Source organism: Nitrospirota bacterium, assembly GCA_023229435.1.
GTDB lineage: Bacteria > Nitrospirota > UBA9217 > UBA9217 > UBA9217 > JALNZF01.
The window spans coordinates 37,545-48,789 of record JALNZF010000018.1 but is presented as its reverse complement, the minus strand read 5'-3'; the positions used below and the strand labels follow the sequence as shown (position 1 = coordinate 48,789).

The window sequence follows — 11,245 nt, the reverse complement described above, 5'->3', positions numbered from 1 at the left end:
TCTTATCAACCGGCGCTCTTGTTCTTCATGATCTTTTCGATAGCCCGCAGGTTGGTCTCGCTATAGACTCTCCAGCCCCGCCAGTCACGATCTACCCCTGACAGCAACCCGTCGCTCTCCCATCGAAAAAGTGTAGCCCGAGAGATATCGAACCGGCTGCAGATCTCGCTAGTTTTATACTTTTTCGCTCTTTTGCGGGCGGCCATGGTACCCTCACTGGTTAGTTCACTACGAATAGTTATAGTAAGTATAGTTATGATGATACTCAAAAAAAAGTAATTGTCAAGTTTTTTTTATCTTTTTTTTAAACTGGCAACAAGGTACGAGATATTGTGCCGAGATAAAGAGGAAAACACTAGATGTGGGACAAGCGGACGAACGTTTTTATTCGACGTACAGATAAATCGTGAAATAGTGGCACGCGCTGCCAGCCAGCACAAAGAGATGCCATATCCCATGGCTGTAAACAAGTTTTTTGTCCAGGGCATAGAAGATAACCCCTATGGTATAGAACAGTCCCCCGGTAACCAGCCAGGTCATGCCCGCACCTGAAAGTGCGAGAGAGAGCGGGCGAAAAGCGACCATTGCGATCCAGCCCATCAGCAGGTAAATTACCACTGAGAGGATGCCTTTCCGTTTCACAAACAGGAGGTCTTGAAGAATACCTATCACGGCAAGCCCCCAGACCACACCGAACAGAGACCAGCCCCAGGCGCCGCGCAGGGTAACGAGGGTAAAAGGCGTATAGCTTCCGGCTATGAGCAGGTAAATTGCGATGTGATCGAATTTTTGGAATAACCTCTTTGATGCTCCCTGGATACTGTGGTAGAGCGCAGAAGAGGTATACAGCACCACGAGCGTTGCACCGAATATACTGAAACTGACAATCTTCCAGGGATCGCCGGCAAGAGCTGCCCGAACCACCAGAAAAATGAGGCCAATAAGCGCAAGTACGGATCCCAGCAGATGGGTGATACTATTCAGCCTCTCGCCGCGATACATGGTTTATCCTCTCGCCCTGCCTGAGCTCTTCTTACCCTCGCAGATAAATAAAAAGTATCTGCTCAGGTCAAAATCTGTTAGCCGCGAATGGCCTAAATAATGAACCGGCCACTTAGAGAAGCAGCAAGGATCGCAGAGAGGATTAAAGCTGAAATGCATGGTTTCAGGTTCTTTCTTTGAGTTCTTTGCGTTCTGCGGCCAATCTGAGAAGTTACAATAAAAAAGGAGAGGCCTCCTCGGCCTCTCCTCTAGAGTGTCCTGATGGTAAATCTTATACATCCACACCGTGCGGTGTAGCGAAGGTACCACGCCGTGCCGCCATATCCATAAGCACGCGCTCGGTGCCGAACCTGCCGGACTCGTACTTGCGGATCTTGAGCTTTTCTCTGGCTGTATCGATGAGCTTCAGCGCCAGTTCGAGCATCTTGCCCGGATCTTCTTCAAAGTAGAACCCTGCACTCACCATGTCCCACCACTTGTTTTCCATAATGTCGGTGAGCGTCTTGCTCGCCTTGACCGGAGAACCCGCCCCAAAGATGATCGGCACACCGGAAGCAACGAAGTAAGTCCCGATGGCGATGGCCTTCTCGCTCATCCACTCGGGTCCGATCCCGACCGCCGGCAGGCCGCCGAGGTCATCTCCGAGACCTCCCTCTTCCGCGATCTTCGACGCAATGGTCAAAATGCGGGAGTTGTCCACACAGGAGCCCAAATGGAGCACCGGCGGGATACCAATGGCCTCGCAAACCTCTCGAAGACCGAGGCCTGCATTCTCAAGCGCCATCTCCGGCGTCATGTAGCCCGCCTTGGCCGACGCATGGGCCGAGCACCCCGTCTGAACAACGAGTATGTCGTTCTTGATCAATTCTCGGGTGAGAAAATTATGGATGCTGTCCTGGCAAATCCTCGGATTATTACAGCCCGCAATAGCGACGATACCGCGGATGCGGCCGGCGATAATGGCATCATTCAGAGGTCGATAGGAGGCACGGTACAATCCGCCCTGCATGTACTCGATGTACTCGTCAGAGAACCCGGCGATCATGTCGGCTGTTTTGACATTGGCCCGTGAAACATCTTCCTTTTTACGGTTCTGAAAGTTATCGATTGCGATTCGGACAACCTTCTTCGCAAGATCCAAGGCATGATGCTCATCGTATTCAATGTGAATGGCATCCTTCATTTTACCTTTATTCGTTGTCGTGATGACCTTGGTATGGAACTTCTTTGAAAGTTCTCCGATGGCAGGCATGATACACTGCACATCCACGACCATGGCCTCAACCATCCCGGTCAGGAGACCAAGCTCCTGCTGCAGGAATCCGCCGGCAGTGGAGATGCCGTGGCGGACCAGGATCTCGTTCGCTGTACAGCACATGCCCACGAGGTTCACGCCTTTAGCGCCCTTGGACTTGGCATAAGATAAGATCTCGGGATCGTCTACAGCGACAACCAGCATCTCGGCAAATGACGGCTCATGACCGTGTACCACAAGATTCACATAATCTTCCCTGAACACATCAAGACCGGCCTTTGCCTTGACCGGCATTGGAGTGCCGAACAGGATGTCGGAGATATCCGTACCCATCATGGAACCGCCCCAGCCGTCCGCGAGCGCCGTGCGCATAGCCCCGAGCATGATGTTGTTCACTTCCTGATCAACTCCCATGGTGGTCCGGTGCATCATTTCCACGACTTCGCGGTCGATAGCGCGCGGAGCAATGCCGAGCTTTTTCCATATCTCCTGCCGCTTCTTGGGTGCACGGGACAGATAGGCGAGTTCTCCCCGCTGCTGGCCGAACTGATCAAGAAACTTGAGAGCAACCTTCTCGGCCACTTCGTTCACGGACTTACCTTCCACGTTAATCCCGAGATATCCGGCAACACGGTTCAGCTTGCGAACGTCCTTGATCTGAAAATCCTTTGCCTCGCCCCGCCCAACCGCCAGCAGGGTGTTGGCCAGGTCTCTCGCATGGTCCGAATGCGCCGCAGTGCCTCCGGCCACCATGCGCGCAAAGTTTCTCGCCGTCACGACCGGCAGGGACGCTCCGCAGATACCCACGGCCTCATCTTCCTTGCCAACCAGACGGCAGGGTCCCATGTGGCACATCTTGCAGCAGGCTCCCTGGTGTCCGATGGGACACGGCTTGAGCTTTTCCGCCCGCTCGAACGAGGTCTCTATTTTTTTCAACCCCGCGACCTTCAGCAGGGCTTGGGCAGCCGGGTCAACTGATTTCTGGTCTTCTCTCATGATGTTTCAAAACTCCTTTCCTGAAGGAAACTAAGCATCCCCTGTTTTAAGCCTGTGCATTATACAGAACAAAGAATAAAACCACCGCACGTTGCATCCGCAAAATTGCAGAAGAAGGTCGTCTTGGTACCCAAACCCCTGCCTATTTCTGAAGTACCGGCTGTTTGACCAGCAGCACCTTGGACACGCCGGAACCTGCCAGCAGGCCCTGGTTCATGGCCATGATAAGCACAGAGGCGTATAGGGCATTCGGTTGAGCGGCCTTTGCAGCCACCGGCTTGAAGGACCCGGCCCCGATCTTCCCTGCCTTCACTTTCTTGACTGCAGCAGTGATATCTTTTGCCTTGAAGGCCTTTGTCTTGCTCATTGCCGCCGAGATCTCGGCAGCGATCTCCAGACCATCCTTTGCCTCGCCCGCAGGATGCTGTGCCTGGGCAACGGTCTTGACCATACCATAGGTATCCATGACCGTCCCCTGCCTCTCATAGAGAGCGGTCATGGGAAGCACCAGATCCGCTTTTGCCGCAAGCGGTGTCATATGGCTTGCCTGCACAATGATCATGTCGGATTTGAAATCAGTATCACCCACATTTCCGGCAACAAACAGCACTTTCATGCCGGACCTCATTTCACGATATCCCTTGCCAAATTTTTTCACCTTGGCCGCGCCGGGACCCCTGTCAGGCACGCAACCCATCTGCATCACTCCCAGGGCGTTCGCTTCAACCATAAGCGGCAACACCCCTGCATTTTTCAGGAGCGCGAGGTTCAAGGCCTGGAGCGAAGCGTCTTCGTTCGACGAGATGCCGGTACCGATGATAACGACCGCCGCTTTTGCCGCGGCAAGCACCTTGCCCGCATTCGTGAGCAGTTCAGCTGAAACACCCGACGTAGACGCGGCACTGTCGACGCTGAGGAGCGATTTTTTCATGGCATCAAACCCTTTTGCCGGGAACGTTGCTCCCTCCGCGATCGCGGCGCTCATAAGCCCCGCGAGAAGGACCGTGTCGGTCCCTTCCTTGAGCTGAAGATGAATGGCATTCTGATGACCGGCGAGCTCGATCTTCCCCGGGTTCACCACAATGATCTTTGCTCCTGCCTGGGCCCTTCTCCGGATCATGACCTCCGCTTCCTGGAGGGATTGTTTCTTCTGCGACGGGTCGGCGCCGATCACCACGACCACGTCAGCGGATTTGAGATCAGCCTGGGACGCGATGGCGCTGCCCGCGTCACCGTAGACCGCACGAAGGGCCGAAATCAGGCCGCCTGCGTATACGGAAGCCGGTGTATCGATATTCGGGCTCCCCGCAACTTCGCGGGCAAGTTCCTGAACAGCATATGCCTCCTCGTTGGTGAGCGAACCGGCAACGATGAACCCGGCATTTGCGCCTGCCTTCTTGAGAGCGGCAGCCGCGATCTTGGCTGCATCTTCCCAGGAGGTGGGAACAAGTTTTCCACCCTGCTTCTTCATAGGTGTCATGATGCGATTTGCCGCTTTTAAAGAATCGAACCCAAAACGGCCGATCGCGCAGATGTAGCCGTTGTCCTCTTTCGCATTCACCTTCACGATCTTGCCGTTCTTGCTGCTCGTGATCACGCTGCATGCGGATCCGCAGGCGGTGCATACCGTTTCGTGCTTTTCGAGGTCCCACTCCCTGCCGTGCTGCCAGCGGTCCCGCTCCATGATGGTGTTCACGGGACAGGCGTCCACGCAGGATCCGCAGAAGGTGCAGCCTGACTCGTGCAGCGGCTTATCCAACGCAGTCGACACTTTGGTCATGATGCCACGGCCCATGAAGTCGAGCACGTTCGTGCCCTGCTCCTTGCAGACCCGGACGCACCGGCCGCAGAGAATGCAGTAGTTGTTGTCGATGGTGATGAAGGGGCTTCGGTCGTTCAACGGGTAATTAAAGCTCTTCCTGCCGAATGACGATTCCTGGATTTTCAGGTCCGCGGCATAGCGCTGGAGATCGCAGGTGCCTGCCTTGGGGCAGGTCATGCAATCCAGGGGGTGGAAGGACAGCACCAGGTCGGTCACGAATTTTCTGATCTCCTCAACCTTGGGAGTGCTGGTCTGGACCTTCATCCCTTCCTTGGTCCTGGTGGTGCAACCGGTGACCGGCGTCTTCATGCCCTCGATCTCCACCATGCACATGCGGCACGCGCCTACGCCCCTGAGTTCCTTGATATGGCACAGGTTCGGGATATGGATCCCTACGGTCGCCGCTGCGTCCACGAGGGTCATACCTTCGGGAACCGACACGGCCTTGCCGTCAAATTCCATGTTCACCATCTTGGTCGTCATCTCAGCCTCCACAGTAAAATCACAAATTTCAAATTACAAATCTCAAATAATCATCAATGACCAAATCTCAATGATCAAACAATTTGGAGCTTTAAATTTGGCTATTTGGAGTATATTTGTCATTTGGTGCTTGTGTATTGGTGCTTGATCCTTACTTACTTACCGCCACGGCCTCTTCTGTCGGCATATTCCCATGAAGAGAACAGGACGGCAAACCACCGAGCGCCTTTGAACGAACATCGCAGGTACAGACCAGTGTCCGCACCGGCTCCGCGGTTCCCGCCTCGCGGTCCTTTTCGATGATCACGACCGCCTTCTCGGGACAGACCTTGATGCATTCGCCGCAGTGAGTGCAGCGCTGCTGCCGGATGCGGAAAGGGGTGAATCCGCCTTTATACGGTTGCAGCTTCTGGCCCTCGATCGCATTGTCCTTGCACACCTCGCGGCATTTGTCGCACATGGTGCACAACGCGGCATTGATCTCGTATCGGGTGAGCTGCTTGCACTCGTGATAGGTACAGACACCCTTAATATGCCGATCGAGGTCATTGGCGTTGTTGGCAAGAAAAGCCGCCAGGATGTCGGCATGGTCCTTGCCTTTCTTGCACATACCGCCGTCTTTCACTTCGACGGCAATACGTTTGAGCTGGGCAACGTGCTTTTCCTCGCCCTTCCCGGTCTGGATCGCTTCGAGGATCTTGATCGCGTCAAAAATACCGAGCTTGCAGGGATGGCACTTTGAGCACATGCCGTCCTTGGAATCGTCATTATAGAAAAACGTCAACTTCCGCCGCGTGGCATTGACCGGGCATTTATTTTCCTGTTGCGACATGATCCCTCCTCTTCTCGATCATGATGGCCTCAGTGGGACAGACACTGTAGCAGGCCTTGCACCGGGTACAGTAGTCCTGGTCGATAAAGAACTTGTCTCGAAGCTCCACCACGGCATCAAAGGCGCAGGCCTGTTTGCAGAGACCGCAGAGAATGCAGTGTTCGGGCAATATCCGGTATGACCCCAATCCCTGGCAACGCTTGGCCCGGCAGTACTTGTCGTTCACATGCTCTTCGTACTCTTCGCGAAAGTACTTGATCGTCGAGAGTACCGGGTTCGGTGCGCTGTTCCCGAGACCGCAGAGCGATCCGGCAACGACCATCTTGCCCATTTTCTCAAGCCGCTCGATGTCGCCCTGCTCCCCGCGTCCGGTGGTGATCTTGTCCAGAAGTTCGTACATCTGCCAGGTGCCGATACGGCAGGGCGGACACTTGCCGCAGGATTCGCTCTTGGTAAAGGACAGGAAGAACTTGGCCACGTCCACCATACAGTCGTCTTCATCCAGCACCACCATCCCGCCGGAGCCCATGATGGAGCCCACCGTCGCCAGGGTGTCGAAGTCCACTTGCATGTCAAGGAACTGGGCCGGGATGCAGCCGCCCGAGGGTCCGCCGGTCTGTACCGCCTTGAACTGCCTTTCCGGGTTCAACATGCCGCCGCCGATATCGAAGATGATCTCTCGGAGCGTGATGCCCATGGGAACTTCGATAAGGCCCGTGTTCTTGATCTTACCGGTAAGGGCGAAGACCTTGGTCCCTTTTGATTTTTCAGTGCCGATCTTCGTGTAGTAATCGAGCCCCTTGGTGATGATCGTGGGAACATTGGCAAACGTCTCAACGTTGTTCAAGTTAGTAGGCATATTCCAAAGGCCGCCTGCTGCTTCGGAGAGGCGCGGGGGACGGGGACGCGGCATACCGCGCTCGCCCTCAAGGGATGCGACCAGCGCTGTGGATTCACCGCAGACAAACGCGCCCGCGCCTTCTTTGATCTCGATGTCGAACTCGAGCCCGAAGCCAAGGATGTTCTTGCCCAGGAGGCCCATGGCCCTCGCCTGGGTTATGGCAACGCCGAGGTTCTTCACGGCAAGAGGATATTCATGCCGCACGTAGATAAAGCCGTGTTGCGCGCCAATGGCATACGCGTTGATAAGCATGCCCTCGAGCACGGAATGAGGGTCGCCTTCCATGAGCGAGCGGTCCATGAACGCGCCGGGATCGCCTTCGTCGCCGTTGCACACCACCGCCTTGATCTTGGCACCGGATTTTTTCGTATGCTCCCACTTGAGACCTGCCGGGAAGCCTGCTCCCCCGCGGCCGCGAAGACCGGACTTCTTCATGATATCGATGACCTCGTCGGGCTTCATCCCGGTCAGCGCCTTGGCGAGGCCGGTATAGCCGTCCTCGCGGATCGCGTCGTAAATATTGCAGGGATCAACGACACCGTTCCGGTGGAGCGCCACGCGTTTCTGCTTCTTGTAAAAGGGAATATCGCCCACCGTCTCGTTCGGATCGGACAACGGGAACTCGCGGTAAAGTTTCTTGCGATAGGATACGCCGTGGAGCACGGAATCAGAGAAGAGGGTCGGTACGTCATCCACCTTCACTTTCTGGTAAAAGATCTCCTGCGGGTCCTGGACCACCACCGGACCTCGCTGGCAAAATCCCTGGCAACCGGTCTTGACGATCTCGAGCTTCTCCTGCTTCAGGGCCGCTTCCTTCTCGAATTGGTCAATAAGTTTTAAGGATCCCGTGGCCTGGCACGCGGTACCGCAGCAGACGCGCAACCGGTGGGCATCGCTTTCTTGATGCTCCTTTTTAAGCTTCAGGCGCAGGGCATCAAGGTCGTTAACGTTTTCCAGCCGCTTAAACGTGAGTTCCATGTTCGCTCCTCACCGTAATGATTATTTCGTCCACCATCCTGGGCGTCAGCTCGCCGAACAGGTCCTTGTCGTTGATCGTGGTAACGGGCGCCAGCGCGCAACATCCCACGCACCCGACGGTCTCGAGGGTAACGGACAGGTCCTTGGTCGTTTCGCCTTCCTTGATCCCAAGCTGACGTTCCATCTCCGTGAGCACGGCCTTCGCGCCCCGCACGTGGCAGGCAGTACCCATGCAGACCTTGACGATGTTCTTGCCACGGGGCTTGAAATGAAAATGTTTGTAGAATGAAGCGACACCGTAAACATTGTTTAGCGACAGGGACATCCGCTCGGCGATCATGGTCATGGCCTCTTCAGGCAGGTAACCGATCTTCTCCTGGACCCGCTGGAGCACGGCAATAAGCATACCCCGCTGACCCGCGGCATCATCAAGGACGGCATCAACCTTCTTTATGTCTTCTTGTTGGAGCACGATAAGGACCTCCCTATTGTAAGTGCGAACAGAAAAACCGGGACAACGGGTTTGCCTGCTGATTTTTCAAGGTGTTACTGAACTGAAAAGAGAACATCGCGGCTGTTTTTCGTAATCATGGAACGCAAGGTAAAACGGGTTATTATTATTTGTAAAGGGGTTTATATTAGCAAGCATGTGGTGAAAAATCAAGAGAAAATACTATAAAAAAATATCATATGAAAATTACAACCGCTATCATGCCGGGGACGGATTTGTTCCACCGGGAGATTTGAAATCGGATGATACAATAATTTCATTCAAAACGCAACAAGGCATTTTCATCATGTCGTTTTCATCAATGTGTTCCCCGTTTGACAGGCACGCAATGACCTGCTATCATACTAATTATTATTCAATTGCGTGGAGAGTAATCATACATGAGCATTCTGGCAATGATCCTTGCCGGCGGTAAGGGAGAACGGCTCCATCCCCTCACCATACATCGAGCGAAACCCGCGGTCCCTTTTGGCGGCATTTACCGTATCATCGACTTCGCTCTCTCGAACTGCATCAATTCCCAAATCCGAAAGATCGCGGTGCTGCCCCAATATAAGTCCCTGTCTCTGGACAAACACCTGCGGCTCGCCTGGAACCTCTTTTCTGGAGAATTGAACGAATACATCATCTCCGTACCCCCCCAGCAGCGGGTAGGAGACAAGTGGTACCAGGGAACGGCTGACGCCATCTACCAGAACATCTATATGATCGAAAAAGATGCGCCGGACCATATTCTCGTGCTTGCCGGAGATCACATCTACAAAATGGACTATGCCGAAATGTTCCGGTTCCATAAAGAGAACAAGGCTGATGCTACGGTGGCGGCCATCGAAACACCCCGGACAAACGCCACCGCCTTCGGCATCGTCGAAGTGGACAACAATGGCAGGATCATCGGTTTTGAGGAAAAACCCAAAGATCCCAAACCTATCCCAGGACGGCCTGACTTAGCCTTCGCGTCCATGGGCATCTATTTGTTCAACACCAAAACGTTGCTGGAATATCTGAAATCCGACGCGCTCCAGGAAACGTCCCACGACTTCGGCAAGAACATCATCCCCCAGATGATGAAGACGGCACGGGTCTGCGCTTACAATTTTAAGGATGAGAATAAGAAAGAGGCAAAGTACTGGCGCGATGTCGGGACCATTGACGCCTACTGGGAAGCCAACATGGACCTGGTAAGCGTGGACCCGCTCTTGAACCTCTACGACAAGGCCTGGCCCATCCGCACCTATCAGGCCCAGAACCCGCCGGCCAAGTTCGTGTTCGCACAGGAGAAAAAAGACGGCAGGCTCGGCATCGCACTTGACTCGATCGTGGCGCACGGGTGCATCGTGAGCGGCGGCCGGGTGCAGAATTCCGTGCTGTCGCCAAACGTCCGCGTGAACAGTTACAGTGAAGTGCTCGATTCAATCCTCATGGAGAACGTGGATATCGGCAGACACTGCCGCATCCGCCGCGCTATCATCGACAAGGACGTCATAATCCCGCCGAAGACCGAACTCGGGTATAACCTTGAGAAAGACAGGCAGCGCTACCATGTAACACCCTCGGGCATCGTGTTGATCGCGAAAGGAACGGAAGTATCTGAAAAGGTAAAGGCTGCTACGATGGCGGACGAGCGGGAATGATACATTCTGGAACGGGAGGAACGCAGGACAGGCAATGAGTTCGATTTAGGGTGCCTCTTTCCCCTTTATTTTCCGCTTTCGGAGGTGGCTTGATCCTGCCCCCTGAATCATCCAAGCACGCTCCTCGCTTCTGTGTCGGCAAGACGATTCGAATGGTTGAAAGTCGGATCCCCTTATTTATCATCCCACTTCGTCGGCATGAAGATATTGCGCAGCTTGAGCCACCGACGCTCCCGATCCGTCAAGAGCTCCGGTCCGAAGATCTTCTTCATTTTAATGAGCGACAGGCGATCGGCAAACCCGATAAGCCCGGTCAAGAATCGACCGATCAGTGGGACACTTCCCGTATGGAGTGCCGACGCCAGGTCCACCACGAAGATGTTCCCGTCAATAAACAGAATATTCGTCCGGCGGTGCAGATCGAGATGCACCCAACCGCGCTTATGCAGCTCATCAACAATCCGTTCGAATTGGCGTATGACCTCAGGCCCGAACTCGCCCCGCTGAAAACAACCAAGGTCCTTACCCTCAAGATAGAGAACAGCAAGGGAATAGGGCGAGAGCCGCTTGAACTGCGGGGGCAACCCCGCTACCCCGCGCAGCGCTTCATAGGCCCTGGATTCCCGTCCGATCACGAAGCGGCCGATAAGATTCCGCTCCCAAAAGCCTTTTTGTGAATAGTCCTTCACAACAAACCGGCGCCCCTCGAACCGTGTGATGAAAACATCGGCCTTAGTAAACCGGCCCTTGATCAGGACCTTCTCGAGATTCATGATCGCTTCTTCGTATGTCATACGGGGGTACATCGCAGGATTGCAGATAAAAAGTTGC

9 protein-coding genes are annotated in these 11,245 nt (G+C 54.4%); 1 reads left to right on the top strand and 8 read right to left on the bottom strand.

Features of this window, described 5'->3' with window-relative positions:
• Positions 1 to 5: 5 nt before the first annotated feature.
• The 7 genes from M0R70_11850 to nuoE all read right to left on the bottom strand — a co-directional run bounded on the left by M0R70_11850 (position 6) and on the right by nuoE (position 8,741).
• Positions 6 to 206 carry a MerR family transcriptional regulator gene (locus M0R70_11850; protein MCK9420060.1) on the bottom strand — a complete coding sequence of 67 codons (201 nt, stop codon included), beginning with the start codon at positions 204 to 206 and terminating at the stop codon, positions 6 to 8.
• A 178-nt stretch (positions 207 to 384) separates the two neighbouring features.
• On the bottom strand, positions 385 to 1,002 hold the full coding sequence (locus M0R70_11845) for a hemolysin III family protein (protein ID MCK9420059.1): 618 nt from the start codon (positions 1,000 to 1,002) through the stop codon (positions 385 to 387).
• Positions 1,003 to 1,273: 271 nt separating this feature from the next.
• On the bottom strand, positions 1,274 to 3,253 hold the full coding sequence (gene cooS, locus M0R70_11840) for an anaerobic carbon-monoxide dehydrogenase catalytic subunit (protein ID MCK9420058.1): 1,980 nt from the start codon (positions 3,251 to 3,253) through the stop codon (positions 1,274 to 1,276).
• Positions 3,254 to 3,395: 142 nt separating this feature from the next.
• Positions 3,396 to 5,558 (bottom strand): molybdopterin-dependent oxidoreductase, encoded by a 2,163-nt coding sequence (locus M0R70_11835; GenBank protein ID MCK9420057.1) that lies wholly within the window; start codon positions 5,556 to 5,558, stop codon positions 3,396 to 3,398.
• Positions 5,559 to 5,709: 151 nt separating this feature from the next.
• Positions 5,710 to 6,390: a 4Fe-4S dicluster domain-containing protein gene (locus M0R70_11830; protein MCK9420056.1), complete on the bottom strand. Its 681-nt coding sequence runs from the start codon at positions 6,388 to 6,390 to the stop codon at positions 5,710 to 5,712.
• Entirely contained in the window at positions 6,371 to 8,269 is a 1,899-nt protein-coding gene (locus M0R70_11825) for a 4Fe-4S binding protein (protein ID MCK9420055.1), read from the bottom strand. The genes M0R70_11830 and M0R70_11825 overlap by 20 nt, the downstream gene beginning before the upstream one ends.
• Complete coding sequence (gene nuoE / locus M0R70_11820) at positions 8,253 to 8,741, bottom strand: NADH-quinone oxidoreductase subunit NuoE (protein MCK9420054.1); 489 nt, start codon at positions 8,739 to 8,741, stop codon at positions 8,253 to 8,255. Before nuoE ends, M0R70_11825 begins: the two co-directional genes overlap by 17 nt.
• 419 nt (positions 8,742 to 9,160) lie before the next feature.
• Between nuoE and glgC the strand changes: the two genes are divergently transcribed.
• Positions 9,161 to 10,414: a glucose-1-phosphate adenylyltransferase gene (glgC, locus tag M0R70_11815; GenBank protein MCK9420053.1), complete on the top strand. Its 1,254-nt coding sequence runs from the start codon at positions 9,161 to 9,163 to the stop codon at positions 10,412 to 10,414.
• A gap of 173 nt (positions 10,415 to 10,587) precedes the next feature.
• Here glgC and M0R70_11810 read toward each other — a convergent pair whose 3' ends face one another.
• The gene (locus M0R70_11810; GenBank protein ID MCK9420052.1) at positions 10,588 to 11,208 is read right to left on the bottom strand and encodes a hypothetical protein; all 621 of its coding nucleotides are present in this window, start codon (positions 11,206 to 11,208) and stop codon (positions 10,588 to 10,590) included.
• Positions 11,209 to 11,245 lie beyond the last annotated feature (37 nt).

Bases quoted from the DNA above. Each gene is read 5' to 3' on its own strand.
- M0R70_11850 (MCK9420060.1), bottom strand. From the start codon at position 206: ATGGCCGCCCGCAAAAGAGCGAAAAAGTATAAAACTAGCGAGATCTGC.
- M0R70_11845 (MCK9420059.1), bottom strand. From the start codon at position 1,002: ATGTATCGCGGCGAGAGGCTGAATAGTATCACCCATCTGCTGGGATCC.
- cooS (MCK9420058.1), bottom strand. From the start codon at position 3,253: ATGAGAGAAGACCAGAAATCAGTTGACCCGGCTGCCCAAGCCCTGCTG.
- M0R70_11835 (MCK9420057.1), bottom strand. From the start codon at position 5,558: ATGACGACCAAGATGGTGAACATGGAATTTGACGGCAAGGCCGTGTCG.
- M0R70_11830 (MCK9420056.1), bottom strand. From the start codon at position 6,390: ATGTCGCAACAGGAAAATAAATGCCCGGTCAATGCCACGCGGCGGAAG.
- M0R70_11825 (MCK9420055.1), bottom strand. From the start codon at position 8,269: ATGGAACTCACGTTTAAGCGGCTGGAAAACGTTAACGACCTTGATGCC.
- glgC (MCK9420053.1), top strand. From the start codon at position 9,161: ATGAGCATTCTGGCAATGATCCTTGCCGGCGGTAAGGGAGAACGGCTC.
- M0R70_11810 (MCK9420052.1), bottom strand. From the start codon at position 11,208: ATGACATACGAAGAAGCGATCATGAATCTCGAGAAGGTCCTGATCAAG.